The sequence below is a fragment of the Salmonella sp. SJTUF15581 genome (genome assembly GCF_043356775.1).
GTDB lineage: Bacteria > Pseudomonadota > Gammaproteobacteria > Enterobacterales > Enterobacteriaceae > Salmonella > Salmonella enterica.
The window spans coordinates 238,322-260,005 of record NZ_JBEUJY010000004.1 but is presented as its reverse complement, the minus strand read 5'-3'; the positions used below and the strand labels follow the sequence as shown (position 1 = coordinate 260,005).

General features: G+C 49.6%; 17 protein-coding genes and 1 tRNA gene. 7 read left to right on the top strand and 11 right to left on the bottom strand.

Annotation, left to right across the window (positions count from 1 at the left end; all coding sequences use genetic code 11):
• Positions 1-32: 32 nt before the first annotated feature.
• Both ABVN36_RS10260 and ABVN36_RS10255 read left to right on the top strand, forming a co-directional pair.
• Positions 33-1,355: a lactonase family protein gene (locus tag ABVN36_RS10260; RefSeq protein ID WP_001529447.1), complete on the top strand. Its 1,323-nt coding sequence runs from the start codon at positions 33-35 to the stop codon at positions 1,353-1,355.
• A gap of 220 nt (positions 1,356-1,575) precedes the next feature.
• On the top strand, positions 1,576-2,922 hold the full coding sequence (locus tag ABVN36_RS10255; protein WP_001518403.1) for a carbohydrate porin: 1,347 nt from the start codon (positions 1,576-1,578) through the stop codon (positions 2,920-2,922).
• Between the two features lie 200 nt (positions 2,923-3,122).
• On the opposite strand, the gene ABVN36_RS10250 is transcribed toward ABVN36_RS10255, so the two are convergent.
• Positions 3,123-3,575 carry a substrate-binding domain-containing protein gene (locus tag ABVN36_RS10250; RefSeq protein ID WP_077908609.1) on the bottom strand — a complete coding sequence of 151 codons (453 nt, stop codon included), beginning with the start codon at positions 3,573-3,575 and terminating at the stop codon, positions 3,123-3,125.
• An 822-nt stretch (positions 3,576-4,397) separates the two neighbouring features.
• Between ABVN36_RS10250 and ABVN36_RS10245 the strand changes: the two genes are divergently transcribed.
• The gene (locus ABVN36_RS10245) at positions 4,398-5,741 is read left to right on the top strand and encodes an MFS transporter (RefSeq protein ID WP_023138319.1); all 1,344 of its coding nucleotides are present in this window, start codon (positions 4,398-4,400) and stop codon (positions 5,739-5,741) included.
• A 246-nt stretch (positions 5,742-5,987) separates the two neighbouring features.
• Here the strand turns inward: ABVN36_RS10245 and ABVN36_RS10240 are convergent, their stop codons facing one another.
• From ABVN36_RS10240 to ABVN36_RS10225, 4 genes are all read right to left on the bottom strand, one after another.
• Positions 5,988-6,239, bottom strand: coding sequence for an AlpA family transcriptional regulator (locus tag ABVN36_RS10240; protein WP_023211245.1), 252 nt, complete (start codon positions 6,237-6,239; stop codon positions 5,988-5,990).
• Between the two features lie 692 nt (positions 6,240-6,931).
• Positions 6,932-7,019: transfer RNA gene (locus ABVN36_RS10235), tRNA-Ser, on the bottom strand.
• A 148-nt stretch (positions 7,020-7,167) separates the two neighbouring features.
• Positions 7,168-7,845, bottom strand: a complete 678-nt coding sequence (locus ABVN36_RS10230) for a hydrolase (RefSeq protein ID WP_000097893.1) — start codon at positions 7,843-7,845, stop codon at positions 7,168-7,170.
• A 19-nt stretch (positions 7,846-7,864) separates the two neighbouring features.
• Positions 7,865-8,725 (bottom strand): pirin family protein, encoded by an 861-nt coding sequence (locus ABVN36_RS10225; RefSeq protein WP_000809973.1) that lies wholly within the window; start codon positions 8,723-8,725, stop codon positions 7,865-7,867.
• A gap of 108 nt (positions 8,726-8,833) precedes the next feature.
• Here ABVN36_RS10225 and ABVN36_RS10220 point away from each other — a divergent pair, with 108 nt between their 5' ends.
• The gene (locus tag ABVN36_RS10220; protein ID WP_020898592.1) at positions 8,834-9,745 is read left to right on the top strand and encodes a LysR family transcriptional regulator; all 912 of its coding nucleotides are present in this window, start codon (positions 8,834-8,836) and stop codon (positions 9,743-9,745) included.
• Positions 9,746-9,835: 90 nt separating this feature from the next.
• Here ABVN36_RS10220 and infA read toward each other — a convergent pair whose 3' ends face one another.
• The 6 genes from infA to trxB all read right to left on the bottom strand — a co-directional run bounded on the left by infA (position 9,836) and on the right by trxB (position 15,685).
• On the bottom strand, positions 9,836-10,054 hold the full coding sequence (infA, locus tag ABVN36_RS10215) for a translation initiation factor IF-1 (RefSeq protein WP_001040187.1): 219 nt from the start codon (positions 10,052-10,054) through the stop codon (positions 9,836-9,838).
• Positions 9,982-10,365 carry a membrane protein gene (locus tag ABVN36_RS10210; RefSeq protein ID WP_001539595.1) on the bottom strand — a complete coding sequence of 128 codons (384 nt, stop codon included), beginning with the start codon at positions 10,363-10,365 and terminating at the stop codon, positions 9,982-9,984. Before ABVN36_RS10210 ends, infA begins: the two co-directional genes overlap by 73 nt.
• A complete protein-coding gene (gene aat, locus ABVN36_RS10205; RefSeq protein ID WP_001241640.1) occupies positions 10,366-11,070 on the bottom strand; it encodes a leucyl/phenylalanyl-tRNA--protein transferase in 705 nt (234 codons plus the stop codon).
• A 44-nt stretch (positions 11,071-11,114) separates the two neighbouring features.
• Positions 11,115-12,836, bottom strand: coding sequence for a cysteine/glutathione ABC transporter ATP-binding protein/permease CydC (cydC, locus tag ABVN36_RS10200; RefSeq protein ID WP_001202257.1), 1,722 nt, complete (start codon positions 12,834-12,836; stop codon positions 11,115-11,117).
• Complete coding sequence (cydD, locus tag ABVN36_RS10195; RefSeq protein ID WP_001044541.1) at positions 12,837-14,603, bottom strand: cysteine/glutathione ABC transporter permease/ATP-binding protein CydD; 1,767 nt, start codon at positions 14,601-14,603, stop codon at positions 12,837-12,839.
• Positions 14,604-14,716: 113 nt separating this feature from the next.
• Positions 14,717-15,685 (bottom strand): thioredoxin-disulfide reductase, encoded by a 969-nt coding sequence (gene trxB / locus ABVN36_RS10190; RefSeq protein ID WP_000537406.1) that lies wholly within the window; start codon positions 15,683-15,685, stop codon positions 14,717-14,719.
• 546 nt (positions 15,686-16,231) lie between these two features.
• Here trxB and lrp point away from each other — a divergent pair.
• From lrp to lolA, 3 genes are all read left to right on the top strand, one after another.
• A complete protein-coding gene (lrp, locus tag ABVN36_RS10185) occupies positions 16,232-16,726 on the top strand; it encodes a leucine-responsive transcriptional regulator Lrp (protein ID WP_000228469.1) in 495 nt (164 codons plus the stop codon).
• Between the two features lie 134 nt (positions 16,727-16,860).
• Positions 16,861-20,925: a DNA translocase FtsK gene (gene ftsK, locus ABVN36_RS10180; RefSeq protein WP_112324633.1), complete on the top strand. Its 4,065-nt coding sequence runs from the start codon at positions 16,861-16,863 to the stop codon at positions 20,923-20,925.
• 142 nt (positions 20,926-21,067) lie between these two features.
• Positions 21,068-21,679, top strand: coding sequence for an outer membrane lipoprotein chaperone LolA (gene lolA / locus ABVN36_RS10175; protein WP_001519746.1), 612 nt, complete (start codon positions 21,068-21,070; stop codon positions 21,677-21,679).
• Positions 21,680-21,684: the final 5 nt, after the last annotated feature.

The following is a 21,684-nucleotide window of genomic DNA, read 5'->3' as shown; positions in this document are numbered from 1 at the left end:
GCTGATCATAACTGGCCTCAAAAGGGTTTATTATGGGTTATGCGCAGAAGCCATTCATTGCAAATGTGATATTACTAATGTGCTGTATGGCCGGAGGGCAGTCTGCGCTAACCCTGGCTGCAGAATCTAGTACGCAACAGGTTGATATGAAGATGAATACTATGCCAGAGACAATTAATGCCAATAAGATGCCACGTACTCTTTTTGTGGGAACGTATGGTGATGAACATCAACCCGGAGGGATCTATTCTCTACGTCTTAGCTCTGATGGAAAAAAAATTGAGCAGTTGAATCATTTGGCAAATCCAAAACTTGCTGGATACCTAATGTACGATCCTAAGACTACAATTTTATATTCGGTAGACGAGCGTAAAAATGATGGGCGTGGACCCGTGGAACCCGCTGCAAGTGTTATGGCGTTTTCTGTAAACTTAGAAAGTGGTCATTTAAGTCTTTTAAATGAGCAAATTGCTCCAGGCCCACGTCCAACTTTTTTGAGTCTTGATAGTCATAATGGTCGATTATTTAGTGCAAACCATGGTGATTTCGAGCATGTAGAAAAAGTAGTTTTTAAAGATGGAAAGTGGGGATCAGAGTATGTTTATGATGATTCCACTGTGATTATGTATGGGCTAAACAAAGATGGGTCTATATCTGGAATCAATGATTTAGTGATTCTTCAGGGGCAGGGTAAAGACCCTAATCATTCGAAACAAGCTGGAGGCCATGCTCAGGCTAGCCCCCATGCTCATAGCGCAGTTATTTCACCTAACGGCAAATATCTCCTTGTTTGTGATAAAGGCACGGATACGGTCTTAGTTTATTCTGTTACCGAAAAACTTAATCTGGTTAATAGTTATAAATTTCCAGATGAATCGGCACCTCGACATTTGGTTTTTGCTGATAATAAGCATTTATATCTAAATCTTGAAATATCATCTGAATTAGCGTCAATGGAATTTGATACTAAAACTGGGGGGTTGACATTATTGGATAAAATTTCAACCTTAGACAATAGCTATCGTGGTCATAATGAGCCTGCTGAAATCAGGCTTCATCCAAATGGTCGTTTTATATATGTAAATAATCGTGGCGAAGATACTATTGCGTGGTATAGCATTGATGAAAAAGCAAAACTAACCCGTATTGGGGCAGTCAAATTGGCTAAGTCAATCCATCCAGGATTGGCATCCCGTAGTTTTGCTTTTGATTCTACAGGGCAGTATTTAGTTTCTGCAGATCGCCCAGATAATAAAGTTAAAGTTTATAATGTTAATGCTGATACTGGTGTTTTAGATTTTGTCTCTGATTTCACGTTGCCACAACCTGCATTCATAGTATTTGCCGAAAACTAATGCTAATTAAGCTAATGGGGAATAATTAACCATTAGCTTTTTATATAATAATATAGACCTGTATTTGTATTTGTATTTGTATTTGTATTTGTATTTGTATTTGTATTTTATTGGGTTTGTCTGGTTATTCACTTTATGGGCATACTTATATTTAGGTGAATGTATTTCAGCTTTGTTGCTATTTTATTGAAATTCTTCTTAAATAATGAGAGTAATAAAAATGACTGTTACCTATAAACGGAAATATAGTTTGGCTATGTTATCGCCTTTACTTCTGGCCTTTGGATTTAATGCTGCAGCGGATAAAGCAGCATGGAGTCCGATTGTATTAGGATATGAACCTCCAAGTCCCGGATTATTTGGTGATTGGGGCGGTATGAGAACGACCCTCGCAAATAGCGGATTCAATTACGCACTTATTTATCAAACCGAAAGTGCCTATAATGTGAGCGGAGGTTATGATCAAAACGGACATTATGCCTTTGTTGATCAGACTGCTTTAATATTCAATCAAGATCTTGAGCAGTTTACAGGGATGAGCGATGCAAAAATTGAGGGACTAATTACTAACCGAAATCATGATGATAATCTCACTACAGAGAGACTTCAGGACCAAAGGGTCCATTTTAACGACTTAGCCCAAGAGGGATGGGGGACTGGATCCATAACTCGCCTTGGTTATTTGACATTTAGTCGAACTTTTATGGATAAGAAATTGACTTGGCGCGCAGGCTTAATGAATTATCAACAAACCTTCGACCAGATTACTCCTTGTGATTTCCAGTTATTGACACTGTGCGGAGGCAAGTCATCTAACTCCTTGACCTGGAATACATGGAATATTCATACTTGGGGAACGACCTTTGCATATGCAATAACACCAGAGCTTACTCTTAAAACTGGTGTTATTGAACAAAACCCTCGGGCAGCAGATACGTCCCGAGCATGGTCATTTACTACTCATGGCAGCAAAGGTGTTCTGTTACCTTTTGAAGCTGAATTGAAAACATATATCAATGATTTGCCAGGCGCTTATAACTTTGGAGTTCTCTTTACAAACGCAAAACAGTATTCTCTTTACACTCCAGTAGGTAAAGATACTGAATCATATAATCGTACATGGTTTGCTTGGGGGGGATTTAATCAGCAAATAACCAGCCATGATGAAGATAAGACCAGAGGAATGAGTGTTTTTGGAAATATGAGTATTGCTGATCAACGGTCAGATGTAAACCATATTGTCGCTTCACTTGGCATTCGCTATCGTGGAATATTTGATGCCCTGCCTAATGACTATATTGGATTTGGCGGGAGTTGGATTGATATGAGCAATCGCCTTGCAAAAACTGAACGCCAGATTAATCAGATTAATGGTATTCACGATTATGATAATCCGCTATATCAGCCAGTTCAGGGACATTCTGTAAATTTTGACTTATACTATAGATTTAGACCAGTTTCTTGGCTTGATATTCAACCAGACATTCAATACTGGATAAATCCAGGTGCGGTAAATGAAACAAAAGATGCTGTTGTTATCGGTATTAAAACTGCAGTGAGATTTTAATTGACAATTTACTCTTCAATAAAATTTCATTGATTTAGACATGACTGGCACATCCCTTCTAAATGATTACCTTTAGGAGGGATGTGCGAGTATTAATTATTAACAAGTGGCTTATGTATTGATGTTAGAGGACTATATTACGATTTATATATTTTATAAATATATGCGGAAATATAGTTATAAGTGATTTTTGTCGTGTTCTAGTTTGTTCCTCTTTCCATAAATTGCCATTCTAATATGACCGCCTGACTTGGTTTTTCTGGAAAGTTAATTTTATCATCTAAGATTTTTAAAGCGATCTCACCTATTTTTTCTGCAGGTTGATGTATGGTGCTAAGTTGGGGCGACAACATTTTTGCAATTGGTATATTATCAAATCCGATAATTGAAAGTTCCTCAGGTATATTAATGCCCATTTTTTTTGCCTGATGCATAGCACCAATCGCTAAGATATCTGATGCTGCAATAATAGCGTCGGGCATACTGGGTTTCGAACAAATTTCAGCTAGAGCCTCTGCACTATCATGAAATGAATGTGCTTTAACGTATACAATATTATTGGAATTTATATTGTCTTCACTTAATGCGCGCTCGAATCCTAGTTGGCGTTTTTTTGCATAACTAAGTTTCGTGTCATGATTTATTAATGCTATTTTTTTCCCGTTTCGATTAGTTTTTTTACGATAAAATAAGTAGCTTTTTCATCATCAATGCATACACTTGAAAAGTGCTCGTGTTCACTTTTTTCACCACATAAAATCCAAGGAATACTATTGCTCAAGATGTCGAGATTAGGGGTTAGTGATATTTCATCAATAGATATGATTCCCTCAATCAATTTTCCTGAAATCATGTTTATTAAAATGGAGGTTAATGATCTTATGGTCAGTTGTTACGCCAGACAGCGTTAGATTATTTAGCGTTGGCGCACCTCTGCGCCAAATAATCTCCAACTATTTACAGCCGTAATGCAAGGTTCTGTACAGCGTTACGTTAAAAATATGGTTGACGATAGTTTAAATTACTCTTGTGTTTATAGGCAAATGTCAATTTTGGGGTGTTAAAAATGTGACAGGCCACGCATTATCGTGATATAAAAAGTAAGCTGAGTACAGTAAAAATCCCACTGTTCATTCTATTTATCGGAGCGATACGTAGTATCCGTAAAATCGATTTCACATCACTCCATTATTTAAAATACTATTTGATGGCAGCTGAGAACATATTAAAAAAATCATGCTCCAGCGAGTTATTAATGTTGAAAATGACCAAGAATATTTTCTTTCGCGTAATGGGAATTATCATTACTGTAGTTTATTTGAATTATTTTTGAATTGATAGGAGTGTTTGTTAAGTATTGAGAAATATTATAATCACTCAAAATTACTGTACTCATAATAATCTCCATACCTAGGGATGGATAAAAATAACTCTTACAAAGAGTAAGGTGTTAATATCTTACCACGAGGCATCATATGAATAATGATATTGTTAAGTTTATAGATTCAAGAAAATTCAGTAGATTTGATACGAACCTGGTTATTTTGGGCGTGTTTCTAATAACTTTTACTGGATATGCTGCACCTGCATATGGTTCAATAATTCCTATGCTTTTTAAAGAATGGGCTGATTTAAACTGGGATCAACTTGGATATGTAGGCAGCTTGTCAGAATTTGGTTCGTTGTTTGGTGCTCTAGTTTGTAGTGTCATTTCAAGAAGGTTTGGCATTAAACGTGTATTGATTACAACAGTTATGATTTTCTGTATCGGCACATTTAGTCAGGCTTTTGCTCCAACGATAAATATATTTGCCATATTAAGATTTATTGCAGGATTTGGATTCGGAGGTGTGATCCCATTAGTACTTTCTCTGTTATCTGAATATTCACCAAAAACAAGTAAAAGCAAATCAGTTGCTACAGCACTATGTGGCAATCAATTTGGTGCGATTATTGCTTCTTTTGTTGCTATATATGTTACAACTCAATTTGGGCAGTGGAGACCAGTATTTTGGTTAGGGTTTATACCCGTTTTATTATTGCCATATATAATAAAAACCATGCCTGAAAGTGCTCTTTTTATGTTAAAAAATAAAGATGTAGAAGGCTTAAAGAGAGTGTTGTCTAGAATAGACGCAAACTACGCTTCCAGCATAAATATTGAAGAATCTGTTAATGACTTTACTGTGAAGAAAGAATCAAATAAAGTCTACTACAAAGATCTATTTAGTAAAAAATATGCACTTGTTTCAATATTAGCATGTGTTATTGCTATCATGGGGTTGCTGTTTATTAATGGTGTAATTGTATGGCTGCCAGGTGTAATGACAAATGCAGGGTATGCTATTGGTTCTAGCATCGCTTTTACCATATTTTTATGTACAGGAACAGTTGTTGGCGCTATTTTTTGGGGCTCCGTAGCAGATAAAAAGGGATTTATTGTTTTAATGCCGAGCATTTATTTTATTGGCTCTAGTTGTCTGATACTGATGGGTGTTAAATCTACCATTGTAGTACTGTATATATTGATTACTCTTGTCGGTTTTTTCTTGTTTGCTGCTCATTCACTCGTTAATGCATTTATTGCTCAACATTATCCCCATGATTTAAGAACGGTTGCAATCGGTTTGCCAAATTCACTAGGACGAATTGGTGGTTTACTTGGCCCAGCTTTAGGCGGACTCTTAATGGCAAATCAATTTTCCGTAATGGGATGGTTCATGGTTTTTGCCGGTACTGGCTTGATTGCAGCAGTTTCGTTTGTGTTAATTAATCTACAAACTCGTAAATTAATGAACCAACTAACTGACTACGCATGAAAAAATAAAAAGGGGGTGGATATCGCTCCCTTTTTACTACATCTGTTTTTCACATTGGTTCTCATTCGAGCTAACCGCATATGATTCTGGGAAGTTCAATTTCTCCATCGTTGCGTAGCGGTTAGTTGGGGAAGGGGGAATACGTCCCCCTTACTCAATAGCCTATTTGCTTCTTAATTTGTAGTCGTACAGGGCATAAATTAATTCATCCCCCTTCTTCTGCACGTCACGTTGTGAAAGATGATATCAAGAGATATCCGTGATGTTTTTGTAATTCAATAACAATGCGATTTCAGTGATAGTATTACTTGTGCGAGTTTGTGTTATTGATTTTACCCTCAATCCAGGCATCAACCTTTCTTTCAATAAAAGATACGGCACGTTGCCCGTTTTTATAGGGCGAGGGAATTCTCCTTGCGCAATCAGATGGTAAATCCAGGCACGGCAGAATCCTGTTCGACGTTCAACTTCAGCAAAGCGGATAAATTTGTCTGACATAAAAGAGGCCTCCATTACAGTTACTCATTGATGTTGAATGATGGCGGTATAGTAAGAAACGGGAAAATCATTATCCTCAGATGAAAAAAACGGGCGGTAAGTACATGGAACGTGCAAGAAGGGAAAGAATATGAAAAAGGTAAATCAGTCTTGTACAGCGAAAAAGGTACATTGCTCCCAGATAATCATGGAGCAGGGTACGTGAAGATATGGAACGATGACACAGATGACACACTTTTTTGGTGCTGGTCCAGATCATGTCTGAACGGCGAAACTGCCTTCTGGTGATTTTAAAAAGTTAAGCCGAGAAAAACACCGAAAAATCGCGGAATTTAGATGCAAAAAAAGCCGTTTACACGAGCTTCTTTATGCAGCATTTTATGCAGGAAAAAACCAATTTTACGTTGTAAGGGATTGATTTTGTATCAAATATGGCGGTAAGGGGGGATTGACTCGCTGCGCTCGCCCCTTCGGGGCAGCCCGTTCGCTGCGCGCCCGGTCTGTCCAACTGGCTGCGCCGCTACTCAGCCCATCCCTGGGCCTCGCCCCTTCGGGGCCAGAGCAAGCTCTGTTCAAAAACGCTCCCGGCGTTTTTGTGTCGAACCCCGGTCGGGTGTTCTCATCCCCCCTTAGTTTGGGGGATACATATAAGCAAAAAGCCCGTACTTCTGTACAGGCTCTCAGCTTAAATATGGCGGTGAGGGGGGGATTCGAACCCCCGATACGTTGCCGTATACACACTTTCCAGGCGTGCTCCTTCAGCCACTCGGACACCTCACCATATTGTATTGCTGCCTGACCGCTTGGGGGGCAACGGGGCGCTACTATAGGGAGTTGCGCTAAAACGGTCAAGCAGAATTTACATATTCACTGTCGTTTGCTCATGCAATAGACACAATCCCCGCCCAAACTGGCGCGGGGAGGCAAATTAGCGCTGTGAATCCAACATTTCGTTGTTTTTCACCACATCCTGCGCTTTGCTGTAGCTTTCGATCAGCAGTTGATAGGCCGGGAATACCTGAGTATAAACGTCGGCCCACGCGGCGGCGTCTTCACGGTTCCAGGTGCCTTGCAGCTCAGAGGCGACTGCGGCAGTATCCATCGGTACGACGCCAGCCTGTACGATACGCGCCAGGGTGATCTCCTGCGCCATCTTACTGTAGGTACCGGATGCGTCGATCACGGCAAATACCTTATAACCTTCCGCTACCGCGCTAATGGCCGGGAATGCCATGCACACGCTGGTAATCGTCCCGGCAATGATCAGCGTCTTACGACCCGTCGCTTTTACCGCCTTAACGAAATCTTCGTTATCCCAGGCGTTAATTTCACCTTTGCGCGCAATGTACTGCGCATGTGGCGCATTAGCGTGGATCTCCGGGATCAGCGGGCCGTTCGGACCTTGCGGTACGGAAGCCGTGGTAATGACCGGCATTTTCGCTAACGTCGCCATCTTCGCCAACGCCGCGGCGCGAGCGCGTAATTCCGGCATTGGCATATCGCCTACGGTCTGGAAAAGACCGCTTTGATGATCGATTAAAAGCATCACGGAATCGTTAACATCAATTACCGGGCGCAAACCATTAAAATTAGCAGGACTTGACATCGTGTTCTCCTTCATGTTTTCAGATTTGGCCAAAACGGCCGGAGTTGAAATCGCGGACTGCTTCTGCGATCTCTTGTTTCGTGTTCATAACAAATGGGCCGTAACCCACAATCGGTTCATTCAGCGGCTCGCCTGATAACAGCAATACGCTGGCGTCGCTGCTGGCCTCAAGGTGCAGCGTTTTCCCTTGCTGGCTCAACACCACCAGTTGCGCTTCGTTGACCGGCGTCGTGCCGTTCACCGTGATATTGCCTTTCAGTACCACCAGCGCGGTGCTCCATCCTTCCGGCTGTGCCAATGTAAGCTGGCGATTGCGTTGCAGGCGCATATCCCAGACATTGAGCGGCGAGAAAGTGTGCGCCGGGCCTTTTGTCTCTTCATAACGCCCTGCGATGACCCGCACGACTCCGGCGTTATCCGGCAACGTAACGGTCGGGATAACATCGTGGGTAATGCTTTGATAACCCGGGGTGGTCATTTTGTCCTTCATTGGAAGGTTAACCCACAACTGCACCATTTCCAGTTCGCCGCCCCGACGGGTAAACGCGTCGGAATGGAACTCTTCATGCAAAATGCCTGCGCCTGCGGTCATCCACTGAACGTCGCCCGGGCCGATAACGCCGCCGCGACCGGTAGAGTCCCGATGCTCGACTTCGCCACTATAAACAATCGTCACGGTCTCGAAACCGCGGTGTGGATGCTCCCCAACGCCGCGTTTTTCATTACCCGGCGTAAAGGTGTGCGGCCCGGCATAATCCAGCAGCAGGAAGGGACTCAACTGCTGCGCATGTGACTGATAAGAAAAGAGTGACCGAACCGGAAATCCATCGCCAACCCAGTGCGGGCGAGGTGCGGTATAGACGCCTGTAATCTGTTTCATGGTGTTCTCCTCAGTGGCGTTGTCTTGATGTGAATAAGCTTATATTCATGACAAAAGGTTCGGTAGTGGCTAAAATGGCTCATACCGTTCCATTAATAGGACAATGTAATGATAAAAACGGATCTCAATGATTTTGCGTGGTTTGTGCATGTGGTCGAAGAGGGTGGGTTTGCCGCGGCGGGGCGTGCGCTTGATGAACCAAAATCAAAACTGAGCCGGCGTATTGCGCAACTGGAGGAACGGCTGGGCGTGCGATTGATTCAGCGAACCACCCGGCAGTTTAACGTTACCGAAGTGGGGCAAACATTCTATGAGCACTGTAAAGCGATGCTGGTGGAAGCTCAGGCGGCGCAGGATGCCATTGCCGCATTGCAGGTAGAGCCTCGCGGTATCGTGAAGCTGACCTGCCCGGTGACGCTGCTGCATGTACACATCGGCCCAATGCTGGCGAAATTTATGGCGCGTTATCCTGATGTTTCGCTACAGCTTGAAGCAACCAATCGTCGGGTGGACGTCGTAGGGGAGGGGGTGGATGTGGCGATTCGCGTCAGGCCGCGCCCGTTTGAAGATAGCGACCTGGTGATGCGCGTCCTGGCTGACAGAGGGCATCGCCTGTTTGCCAGCCCGGATCTTATCGCACGGATGGGAATCCCTTCCGCGCCGGCGGAGTTGAGCCATTGGCCAGGGCTAAGTCTTGCATCCGGCAAGCATATCCACCTCTGGGAACTTTACGGCCCGCAGGGCGCGCGTGCGGAAGTCCATTTTACCCCGCGTATGATTACCACCGACATGTTGGCGCTACGCGAGGCGGCGATGGCGGGCGTGGGGCTTGTGCAGTTACCTGTCTTAATGGTGAAAGAACAACTGGCCGCCGGTGAACTGGTCGCGGTGCTGGAAGAGTGGGAGCCCCGGCGGGAGGTTATTCATGCTGTGTTCCCATCCCGGCGAGGATTATTACCTTCCGTACGCGCGTTGGTCGATTTTTTGACGGAAGAGTATGCGCGGATGGTGGAAGAGTAACCTGCTCGTCATTCATCGACTTAATGGACGCAAAAAAGGCCGGTTAAACCGACCTTTTATCCAGCCGCCCTTCAGGGCGTGAGGAGACAATTAGCGACTACGGAAGACAATGCGGCCTTTGCTCAGGTCGTACGGGGTCAGCTCAACGGTCACTTTGTCGCCCGTCAGGATGCGGATGTAGTTCTTACGCATTTTACCGGAGATGTGTGCAGTAACCACGTGACCGTTTTCTAACTCTACGCGGAACATGGTATTAGGTAACGTTTCGAGAACGGTACCTTGCATTTCAATATTGTCTTCTTTGGCCATCTAATCCTCTGGGGTATCACTACCATAATTTGAACCGGCAAGATAATGCCGAACTTCTTTTGATAAGTAAAGATTTGTGCGTTTAAAACACAGCAAACCAGATTTAGCACATGATTCCGCGACACACGACAACGCCGCGTTATACACCTTTTCCCTGATACTACCGCCTGATGTATCGACATAAGCGCAACATATAAGGGAACGGTGAAATAAACGATGGGCGTTACCTGACAACGGGCTGCGGGATAATGAGCTAAACCAATTCTGCGGCAGCAATTATAACACCCCAATAAAAAATGTGCCGAAAACATTCACTTCCGGGGCAAAAATAATGTCCGCGGCACCCAAAAACGGGAGGCCAGCGGCTGTTGGCGTAAGGCCGCGAGGTGATCGAGGTAGTCACGACGTGGAATTTCAATGGCGCCGAGCGAGGCGGTATGACTATTAAGTACCTGACAATCAATAAGTTTACCGCCGTGACGGATAAATTCAGCGCAAAAAACCAGCAGTGCGGTTTTAGAGGCATTCTCCTGGCGGCTAAACATCGATTCGCCGCAAAATAGCGCCCCCTGCGAGACGCCATACATCCCGCCGACCAGTTCCTGATCGCGCCACACTTCAATGGAGTGCGCGTGGCCCAATTCATGTAATCGGCGATAGGCTTCCTCAATACCACGCGTTATCCAGGTGCCTTCGTCACGGTGATTGGCGCATCCATCAATGACCCGATCGAAAGCGTAATTGAGCGTCACGCGGTAAGGGGATGCGTTGTGAAAGCGCTTCATGCTGCGACTGAGGTGAAACTTTTCAGGCCACAGCACGGCGCGCGGATCGGGCGACCACCACAGAATCGGGTCGCCCGGCGAAAACCACGGGAAAATCCCGTGCTGGTAGGCCATTAACAACCGGGCAGGGCTGAGATCGCCGCCCAGTGCCAGTAAACCGTTAGGCTCGCGTAAAGCGCCTTCCGGCGAAGGGAAGGCGATAGAATGTCGGGAAAGCTGAACCAGACGCATGACGGCGAAACTCCAGTACGCAAGTCGGATCGTTCAATAATAGCTTACAGACGTTGTTTAAACTGATAATAGCGCCCTTGTCCGGCTAACAATTCTGCATGAGTGCCTCGCTCAATGATGCGCCCGTCGTCCATTACGATGATTTGATCAAAACGGGCCAGACCGCGCAAACGGTGAGTCACCATCAGGACGGTTTTTTCGCGCATCACATCGGCAAGTAATTCCAGCATTTCGCTCTCGGTGGTCGCATCCAGCCCCTCAGTGGGCTCATCCAACAGCATTAACGGAGCATCATGCAACAGCGCGCGGGCGATGGCCAGACGACGAAGTTCGCCGCCGGATAGCAGGCGACCGCCTTCGCCGAGCCAGCTATTAAGCCCACTATCTTCGAGCAGATTTTCGAGGCCGACGCGACGCAGCATGTCGGAAAGGGCTTCGTCGCTGGCATTGGGCGCCGCCAGTAATAAATTATCACGCAGCGTGGCGCTGAACAGGTGGACACGCTGCGGCACCACGCTGATAGTCCGGCGTAAGGCGGATTCGCTCAGCGAGGATAGCGGAAGATCGTTGAGCAGAATTTCGCCTTGTTGCGGGTCCCAGGCGCGGGTGAGTAGCTGCAACAGCGTTGATTTTCCGCAGCCGGTACGCCCCAGAATAGCGACATGCTCGCCAGGATTAGCCTGTAATGAGAGGGCATTGAGCGCATTAATCGGCTGGTCGGGATAACGAAACGAAACGTCCCGCAGGGTGAGTGTGACCTTTTCCGGCGCGGGAGTTTCTGCCTGCGGAAAGGTCACCTCCGGTTTTTGCTCCGTTAATTCAGTGATACGAAGCGCAGAGGCGATAACCTGCCCCAGATGCTGGAATGCGCCGGTAACGGGCGCAAGCGCCTCGAAAGCCGCCAGCGCGCAGAAGACAAACAGCGCGATGAGCGCGCCGGGCTGCGTATTGCCGCCAACGCCGCCGGAGGCCATCCACAACATTAACATCACCGCCAGCGCGCCAATCAGCAGCATTAACGCCTGCGATAAGGCGGTCAGTTCAGACTGTCGGCGTTGGGCCTCATGCCATTGTAATTCGGTGGCTTCCATTTGCGCCCGATAGCGTTTGCTGGCGCCAAAAATGGTGAGTTCCGCCTGGCCCTGTAACCATGACGTGAGCTGTTGGCGATACTGACCTCGTAGATGCGTCAGATTTTGGCCGGTATTTTTGCCGGCGCGATAAAACACCGGCGGCATAATAAACAGCGTCAACAGCATAATGCCGCCCAGCGTGATCGCCAGCGTCACGTCGAGAACGCTAAGCCCCAGGGTGACAATCATAATCACTACAAAAGCGCCGACCAGCGGGGAGATGACGCGCAAATAGAGATGATCCAGCGTGTCAACGTCGGCAACGATGCGGTTCAGCAGTTCACCTTGCTGATAACGCGCCAGACCCGCGGGGGAGAGCGGTAAAAGTTTGCTGAAGGTATAAATACGCAGATGTTGCAGCACGCGGAACGTGGCGTCATGACTTACCAGACGTTCAAAATAACGACCAGCGGTACGGGTAATGGCCGCGCCGCGCACGCCGGCTGCCGGGAGCATATAGTTAAAACTGTAAATTCCCGCGAAGCCTGCGATAGCGGACGCGGACAGGAACCAGCCGGAAAGCGTCAGCAGCCCGATACTGGCAAGCAGGGTCAGGATTGCCAGCGCAATTCCCAGCGTTAGCATCCATTTATGGCGTTTATAAAGCGTCAGATAAGGGAGTAGCGCGCGCATTTAAATATCCTCCTGACGGTGAGCCAATAACGTCGCAAAAGCGCCGTTGGCGGCGCTGAGTTCGGCATAACTGCCTTGTTCGACAATCGCGCCATCTTGCATAACCCAGATAGCGTCCCAGTCGGCGAGATCTTCCAACTGATGCGTCACCATTAATGTGGTCTGGCGTTTTGACGCCGCTTTTAACGCCTGCATGACGCGTTGCTCGCTGTGAGCGTCCAGGCTTGCCGCCGGTTCATCCAGCAGTAGCAGTTGACAGGGATTAAGTAGCGCACGGGCGACCGCTACACGCTGTGCCTGGCCGACGGAAAGTCTGCTGGCATGATTGCCGAGCGGGGTGTCTACTCCCTGCGGCAGCAGCGGTAAAAACTCGCTTACCCATGCGGCGTCAAGCGCGGCATAAAGTTCCTGCTCGCTGGCGTCCGGGCGCGCCAGTAATACATTTTCGCGTAGCGTCGCCGCAGGTAATTGCGGGTTTTGTCCAACCCAGGAGAGATGCTGGCGCCAGGATTCCGGCGAGAGATCGCGAAGCTCGACACCGTTAATACGCAAAGAGCCCTGATAGGAGAGAAAACCGGATAATACATTCAACAGAGAGCTTTTACCGGAACCGCTGCGTCCTACCAGGACGGCGCGTTCTCCTGCCGCTAATGAGAAATTCAGCGGCCCGGCAAGCGTTTTGCCTTCTGGCGAGGTGATAATAAGATTGACTGCGTCAATGGTTACAGGTTCGTTTTCCGCCAGCTCAACTTCGCCGCGCGCCGGGTGGGCGAGGGGTGTTTCCAGAAACGTCTTCAGACTATCCGCCGCGCCAACCGCCTGCGCCTTAGCATGGTAAAACGTGCCGAGGTCGCGTAACGGCTGGAAAAACTCCGGCGCGAGGATCAAGGCGAGGAACCCGGCGGCGAGCGTCACGCCGGTACCGTAATGACCAAAGTTCAGCTCGCCCAGGTAAGAGAAGCCAAAATAAACGGCGACCAGCGCAATAGAAAGCGAGGTGAAAAATTCCAGCACGCCGGAAGATAAAAAGGCGAGGCGCAGAACTTCCATCGTGCGCTGACGAAAATCCTGCGATGCTGCGCGAATGCTCTCGGTTTCCGCTTCTCCACGACCGAAAATTCGCAGCGTTTCCATCCCGCGCAGACGGTCAAGAAAATGGCCGCTTAGCCGGGCAAGCGCCAGGAAATTGCGGCGGTTGGCGTCAGCCGCGCCCATTCCTACCATCGCCATAAATAGGGGAATGAGCGGGGCGGTGCCCAGCAGAATCAGCGCCGCCGCCCAGTTTGACGGGAAAATCGCCGCCACGATTAAGAGCGGTACGCAAACGGCAAGCGCCATTTGCGGCAGATAGCGCGCATAATAGTCATGCATATCGTCAATCTGCTCCAACACCAGCGTCGCCCAGCTACCGGCGGGCTTGCCCTGAATCCAGGCTGGGCCGGCTTGCTGCAGACGATCCAACACCTGACGGCGGATCTCAAAGCGAATATGCTGTCCGGCATGAAAACCGACGCGCTCGCGCAACCACACCACCCAGGCGCGGAGGACAAAGACCAGTATCAGCAGGATAAAAGGGAGCAACAGCGCTTCCCGTGGAATGTTCTCCATGATCATATGTTGCAGGATACGCGCCATGATCCAGGCCTGAGCGACAATTAATACGCCACTCATGAACCCCAACAGGCGGGAAATATTCAACCACCGTTGGGAGATTACGCTTTGCTGTTTTAACCAGCGGGTCAGCTCTTTTTGACGGGTTTTATTCATTGCACGCTTAGCAGGTGAGTTATTGGAATTTCAGGCAGGGCAATGTTACAACGACGCAAAAATAAAGGCGACTTATAGTCGCCTTTTTTACTTTTGTTACTGATTTGTAAAAACTATTTGCTCGCGTCGGCCAGACCATCGAGATAGCGTTCAGCATCCAGCGCCGCCATACAGCCCGTACCTGCAGAGGTGATCGCCTGACGGTAAATATGATCCATGACGTCACCCGCCGCGAATACGCCAGGGATGCTGGTTTGTGTGGCGTTGCCATGGGTGCCGGACTGAACTTTGATATAACCATTTTCCAGCTCAAGCTGGCCTTCGAAGAGCGCCGTGTTTGGGCTATGACCGATGGCTACGAAAAGTCCGGCGATGTCCAGCGTCTCAATATTATCGCTTTGCTGCGTGTCGCGAAGACGCAGACCAGTAACGCCCATCTGATCGCCGGTCACTTCTTCCAGCGTCCGGTTGGTGTGCAGAATGATATTGCCATTTTCGACTTTATCCATCAGGCGCTTAATGAGGATTTTTTCAGCGCGGAAACCGTCACGGCGATGGATAAGGTGCACTTCCGAAGCGATGTTGGACAGATAAAGCGCTTCTTCAACCGCGGTGTTGCCGCCGCCGATCACCGCCACTTTCTGATTGCGGTAGAAGAAACCGTCGCAGGTTGCGCAGGCGGAAACGCCGCGCCCTTTAAAGGCTTCTTCCGATGGCAGCCCCAGATAGCGCGCGGAAGCGCCGGTCGCAATGATCAACGCATCACAAGTGTACTCTGCGCTGTCACCTGTCAGACGGAACGGACGATTTTGCAGATCCACTTTGTTGATGTGATCAAAGATTATCTCGGTTTCAAATTTTGCCGCATGTTCATGCATGCGTTCCATTAGCAGCGGGCCGGTCAAATCGTTTGGATCGCCGGGCCAGTTTTCCACTTCCGTCGTGGTAGTCAGTTGACCGCCTTTTTCCATACCGGTAATAAGTACCGGCTGTAAATTTGCGCGTGCGGCATACACCGCCGCGGTATATCCCGCCGGTCCTGAGCCCAGAATAAGCAGCTTACTGTGTTTGGTCGTGCCCATGAGATCCCCATAGTTGTTGGCAGACAATGAGCAGAATTGTAGGGAATTTACAGACGTAAAAAAAGAGCATAACGATTTTGTTAACAATATGTGTAATAGCATGAACCGATGAACGACCGCGACAGCGACGTTATCATCACAAACTTTAATTAAAATCGGTAACTTATAAGGTGACGAAATGACAGTTTACCGCCCTCTCTAATGAATAACTGGCATGTTGTACTAAAAATCGATGTTTTGCTTTGACAATCACCTGCTGTTTTGCGAAAACATTCGAGGAAGAAAAAAACTGTGTTATGTATGTGCTGCATAATCATGCATGTAAATACCATGTTTACCGGGCTAGTGAAATCTACGCATGGCGTGGACAGACGCCATTCGTGATGTCGATAGCTGCCGTGAGGCAACGGTCTTCTCACCATAGACCAGGCATTGCGCGCCGTTAATCCCTCTGGGTTTCGGTCTATTGTGATGGGCAGCGACTCTGAACAGTGATGTGAGTAGAGTCAGGCAGGAGTAGGGAAGGAATACAGAGAGACAATAATAATGGTAGATAGCAAGAAGCGCCCTGGCAAAGATCTCGACCGTATCGATCGTAACATTCTTAATGAACTGCAAAAGGATGGGCGTATTTCCAACGTCGAGCTTTCTAAACGAGTAGGACTTTCGCCGACACCTTGCCTTGAGCGTGTGCGTCGGCTGGAGCGACAGGGGTTTATCCAGGGCTATACGGCGCTGTTGAACCCGCATTATCTGGATGCGTCACTTCTGGTATTCGTTGAGATTACCTTAAATCGCGGCGCGCCGGATGTGTTTGAACAGTTTAATGCCGCCGTGCAAAAGCTTGAAGAGATTCAGGAGTGTCATTTGGTTTCCGGCGATTTCGACTACCTGTTGAAAACCCGTGTACCGGATATGTCAGCGTATCGAAAACTATTGGGAGAGACGTTGCTGCGCTTGCCAGGTGTGAACGACACCCGAACTTACGTAGTGATGGAAGAGGTAAAACAGAGTAATCGTCTGGTTATTAAGACACGCTAACACGGAACAGGTGCAAAATCGCCGTAGTTTGATTACACTCCTGTTAATCCATACAGCAACAGTGCCGGGGCAACCCGGTGCTGTTGTCCGTTTTAGCATCGGGCGGGAAAAGCCTGGAACCTGGAGAGCCTTTTTTGAGCCAGGAATATACTGAAGACAAAGACGTCACATTGACGAAGTTAAGCAGCGGGCGCCGACTTCTGGAAGCGTTGTTGATACTTATTGCCCTTTTTGCCGTCTGGTTGATGGCGGCCTTGTTGAGCTTTAACCCTTCGGACCCCAGTTGGTCGCAAACCGCCTGGCATGAGCCCATCCATAATTTAGGCGGCGCGCCGGGCGCGTGGCTGGCCGATACACTGTTCTTTATTTTTGGCGTAATGGCCTACACTATCCCTGTCATTATTGTCGGCGGGTGTTGGTTTGCGTGGCGTCATCAGTCTACGGATGATTACATCGACTATTTTGCTGTGTCGCTACGCCTTATCGGCGTGCTGGCGCTGATTCTCACTTCCTGCGGTCTGGCGGCCATTAATGCCGACGATATCTGGTATTTCGCCTCCGGCGGCGTAATTGGCAGCCTGTTAAGCACCACGCTGCAGCCGTTGTTGCATAGTAGCGGCGGAACGATAATGCTTCTCTGTATTTGGGCTGCCGGGCTGACGCTCTTTACCGGCTGGTCCTGGGTCAGTATCGCCGAAAAATTAGGCGGCTGGCTGCTTAATATACTGACCTTCGCCAGCAACCGTACCCGGCGTGATGATACGTGGGTTGACGACGAAGAGTATGATGACGAATACGATGAAGAAACCGACGGCGTGCAGCGTGAATCTCGCCGGGCGCGTATTTTGCGCGGCGCGTTGGCGCGTCGTAAGCGACTGGCTGAAAAATTCAGCAATCCACGGGGCCGTCAGACCGATGCCGCGCTCTTTTCCGGCAAACGGATGGATGATGACGAGGACATTCAGTATAGCGCGCGCGGCGTCGCTGCCGATCCCGACGACGTTCTGTTTTCGGGCAACCGTGCGACGCAGCCGGAATATGATGAATATGATCCGCTGTTAAACGGCCATTCTGTCACTGAACCGGTCGCCGCCGCTGCGGCCGCAACTGCCGTCACCCAGACGTGGGCAGCGTCCGCCGATCCCATAATGCAAACGCCGCCCATGCCGGGGGCTGAGCCGGTTGTCGCGCAACCGACCGTGGAGTGGCAGCCCGTACCGGGGCCGCAAACCGGCGAACCGGTTATCGCGCCTGCGCCGGAGGGGTATCAGCCGCATCCGCAATATGCTCAACCGCAGGAGGCGCAAAGTGCGCCGTGGCAGCAACCTGTGCCTGTCGCTTCCGCGCCGCAATACGCCGCGACGCCAGCGACCGCAGCAGAATATGACTCTCTTGCGCCGCAGGAAACACAGCCGCAATGGCAGGCGCCGGATGCCGAACAACACTGGCAGCCGGAGCCGACCCATCAGCCGGAGCCGATAGCGGCTGAACCTTCTCACATGCCGCCGCCGGTTATCGAACAGCCGGTTGCCACCGAGCCTGAACCTGACACAGAAGAGACCAGACCTGCCCGTCCTCCGCTTTACTATTTTGAAGAGGTGGAAGAGAAACGCGCCCGTGAGCGCGAACAACTGGCGGCATGGTATCAACCGATTCCGGAGCCGGTAAAAGAGAACGTGCCGGTCAAACCTACGGTATCTGTCGCGCCGTCCATACCGCCAGTGGAAGCGGTAGCCGCCGCCGCGTCGCTTGACGCAGGTATTAAGAGTGGCGCCCTGGCAGCAGGCGCCGCGGCCGCTGCGCCTGCATTTAGTCTGGCTACCGGCGGCGCGCCGCGTCCGCAGGTGAAAGAGGGGATTGGTCCGCAACTGCCGCGTCCGAACCGTGTTCGCGTGCCGACCCGACGGGAACTGGCATCGTACGGTATTAAGCTGCCGTCACAGAGGATTGCAGAAGAAAAAGCCCGCGAGGCGGAGCGCAATCAGTACGAGACGGGCGCGCAGCTAATAGATGAAGAAATAGATGCAATGCATCAGGACGAGTTAGCTCGTCAGTTTGCGCAGTCGCAGCAGCATCGTTATGGTGAGACGTATCAGCATGATACTCAACAGGCAGAAGATGACGATACCGCTGCGGAAGCTGAATTAGCCCGCCAGTTTGCCGCTTCGCAACAGCAGCGCTATTCCGGCGAGCAACCCGCTGGCGCGCAGCCGTTCTCACTGGACGATCTGGATTTCTCGCCAATGAAAGTATTGGTTGATGAAGGTCCGCACGAACCGCTGTTCACGCCGGGTGTCATGCCCGAGTCAACGCCTGTTCAGCAACCGGTAGCGCCGCAGCCTCAGCCACAGTACCAGCAGCCGCAACAGCCGGTAGCGCCGCAGCCGCAGTATCAGCAGCCGCAACAGCCGGTAGCGCCGCAACCGCAGTATCAGCAGCCGCAGCAGCCGGTAGCACCGCAGCCGCAGTATCAGCAGCCGCAACAGCCGGTAGCGCCTCAGCCGCAGTATCAGCAGCCGCAACAGCCGGTAGCGCCTCAGCCGCAGTATCAGCAGCCGCAACAGCCGGTAGCGCCGCAACCGCAGTATCAGCAGCCGCAGCAGCCGGTAGCGCCGCAACCGCAGTATCAGCAGCCGCAACAGCCGACAGCGCCGCAAGACAGCCTGATCCACCCGCTGTTGATGCGTAACGGCGACAGTCGTCCATTACAGCGTCCGACGACGCCGCTGCCTTCGTTAGATCTTCTAACGCCGCCGCCGAGCGAAGTTGAACCGGTAGATACCTTTGCGCTGGAACAAATGGCGCGTCTGGTTGAAGCGCGCCTGGCGGATTTTCGCATTAAAGCTGATGTGGTGAACTATTCGCCAGGCCCGGTCATTACTCGTTTTGAACTGAATCTGGCCCCGGGCGTTAAAGCAGCGCGTATCTCCAACCTTTCCCGGGATCTGGCGCGCTCATTGTCAACGGTAGCCGTACGCGTTGTGGAAGTCATTCCAGGCAAACCTTACGTAGGGTTGGAATTGCCGAACAAGAAACGGCAAACCGTTTATCTGCGCGAAGTGTTGGATAACGCCAAATTCCGCGAGAATCCGTCGCCGCTTACCGTGGTGTTAGGTAAGGATATCGCGGGCGATCCGGTAGTGGCGGATCTGGCGAAAATGCCTCACCTGCTGGTGGCCGGTACGACCGGTTCCGGTAAGTCGGTCGGGGTTAACGCCATGATCCTCAGTATGCTGTATAAAGCGCAGCCGGAAGACGTTCGCTTTATCATGATCGACCCGAAAATGTTAGAACTCTCGGTCTATGAAGGTATACCGCATCTGCTGACGGAAGTTGTTACCGACATGAAAGACGCGGCTAACGCGTTACGCTGGAGCGTCAATGAGATGGAGCGTCGCTATAAGCTGATGTCCGCGCTCGGCGTGCGTAATCTGGCTGGTTATAACGAGAAAATCGCCGAAGCGGCCCGCATGGGACGTCCGATTCCGGACCCGTACTGGAAGCCGGGCGACAGTATGGATGTTCAGCATCCGGTTCTGGAAAAACTCCCGTATATCGTGGTACTGGTTGATGAATTTGCCGACCTGATGATGACCGTCGGTAAAAAAGTTGAAGAGCTGATCGCGCGTCTGGCGCAGAAAGCGCGCGCCGCGGGGATTCACCTGGTACTGGCGACGCAGCGTCCGTCGGTCGATGTGATTACTGGTTTAATTAAAGCCAACATTCCAACCCGTATCGCTTTTACCGTATCCAGCAAGATCGACTCCCGCACCATTCTTGATCAGGGTGGCGCTGAGTCGTTATTGGGAATGGGGGACATGCTCTATTCCGGACCAAACTCCACCATGCCGGTACGTGTCCATGGGGCGTTTGTGCGTGACCAGGAAGTCCATGCGGTGGTGCAGGACTGGAAAGCGCGCGGTCGTCCGCAATATGTGGATGGCATTACCTCCGACAGCGAAAGCGAAGGTGGCGGTGGCGGTTTTGACGGCGGTGAAGAATTAGATGCGCTATTCGATCAGGCCGTTAATTTCGTCACCCAGAAGCGTAAAGCGTCCATTTCCGGCGTTCAGCGTCAGTTCCGCATCGGCTATAACCGTGCGGCGCGTATTATCGAACAGATGGAAGCGCAGGGTATTGTCAGCGCTCAGGGGCATAACGGTAATCGTGAAGTGCTGGCTCCGCCGCCTTTTGAGTAAACCTGTAAGCCGGAGGGCGCTGTGCAGGCTGCCATCCGGCAACAAAATTCAGTATTTTCTTCTTTCCTCATGCTGATTTTTGGCCTGGAATAGAAAGCAAAAGGAGCTCCTGGTCGGGAGTGTCGAAACCTGAGGAATAATGATGAAAAAAATGGCAATCGCCTGTGCATTACTTTCAAGCGTTGTAGCCAGCAGCGTATGGGCTGACGCCGCCAGCTCTCTGAAAAGCCGTCTGGATAAAGTGAGCAGCTTTCATGCCACCTTTACTCAAAAAGTCACCGATGGCAGCGGTGCCGCGGTGCAGGAGGGACAGGGTGATTTATGGGTTAAGCGGCCAAATCTATTCAACTGGCATATGACGCAACCTGACGAGAGTATTCTGGTTTCTGACGGCAAAACGTTATGGTTCTATAACCCGTTTGTAGAACAGGCTACCGCCACGTGGTTGAAAGATGCCACCGGAAATACACCGTTTATGCTGATTGCCCGCAACCAGGCCAGCGACTGGCAGCAGTATAATATTAAGCAGGATGGCGATAATTTTGTGCTGACGCCGAAAGCCAGCAACGGCAATCTGAAACAGTTCACCATCAATGTGGGACGCGACGGGACTATCCACCAGTTTAGCGCTGTAGAACAAGACGATCAGCGTAGCGCCTATCAGCTAAAATCCCAGCAAAACGGCGCTGTTGATCCGTCAAAATTTACGTTTACTCCGCCGCAAGGGGTAACGATAGACGACCAACGTAAGTAGAGGCG

Excerpts from the sequence above, each read along its gene's own strand:
- ABVN36_RS10260 (WP_001529447.1), top strand. The coding sequence starts at position 33 with ATGGGTTATGCGCAGAAGCCATTCATTGCAAATGTGATATTACTAATG.
- ABVN36_RS10255 (WP_001518403.1), top strand. The coding sequence starts at position 1,576 with ATGACTGTTACCTATAAACGGAAATATAGTTTGGCTATGTTATCGCCT.
- ABVN36_RS10245 (WP_023138319.1), top strand. The coding sequence starts at position 4,398 with ATGAATAATGATATTGTTAAGTTTATAGATTCAAGAAAATTCAGTAGA.
- ABVN36_RS10240 (WP_023211245.1), bottom strand. The coding sequence starts at position 6,239 with ATGTCAGACAAATTTATCCGCTTTGCTGAAGTTGAACGTCGAACAGGA.
- ABVN36_RS10230 (WP_000097893.1), bottom strand. The coding sequence starts at position 7,845 with ATGTCAAGTCCTGCTAATTTTAATGGTTTGCGCCCGGTAATTGATGTT.
- ABVN36_RS10225 (WP_000809973.1), bottom strand. The coding sequence starts at position 8,725 with ATGAAACAGATTACAGGCGTCTATACCGCACCTCGCCCGCACTGGGTT.
- ABVN36_RS10220 (WP_020898592.1), top strand. The coding sequence starts at position 8,834 with ATGATAAAAACGGATCTCAATGATTTTGCGTGGTTTGTGCATGTGGTC.
- infA (WP_001040187.1), bottom strand. The coding sequence starts at position 10,054 with ATGGCCAAAGAAGACAATATTGAAATGCAAGGTACCGTTCTCGAAACG.
- ABVN36_RS10210 (WP_001539595.1), bottom strand. The coding sequence starts at position 10,365 with ATGTTTTCGGCACATTTTTTATTGGGGTGTTATAATTGCTGCCGCAGA.
- aat (WP_001241640.1), bottom strand. The coding sequence starts at position 11,070 with ATGCGTCTGGTTCAGCTTTCCCGACATTCTATCGCCTTCCCTTCGCCG.
- cydC (WP_001202257.1), bottom strand. The coding sequence starts at position 12,836 with ATGCGCGCGCTACTCCCTTATCTGACGCTTTATAAACGCCATAAATGG.
- cydD (WP_001044541.1), bottom strand. The coding sequence starts at position 14,603 with ATGAATAAAACCCGTCAAAAAGAGCTGACCCGCTGGTTAAAACAGCAA.
- trxB (WP_000537406.1), bottom strand. The coding sequence starts at position 15,685 with ATGGGCACGACCAAACACAGTAAGCTGCTTATTCTGGGCTCAGGACCG.
- lrp (WP_000228469.1), top strand. The coding sequence starts at position 16,232 with ATGGTAGATAGCAAGAAGCGCCCTGGCAAAGATCTCGACCGTATCGAT.
- lolA (WP_001519746.1), top strand. The coding sequence starts at position 21,068 with ATGAAAAAAATGGCAATCGCCTGTGCATTACTTTCAAGCGTTGTAGCC.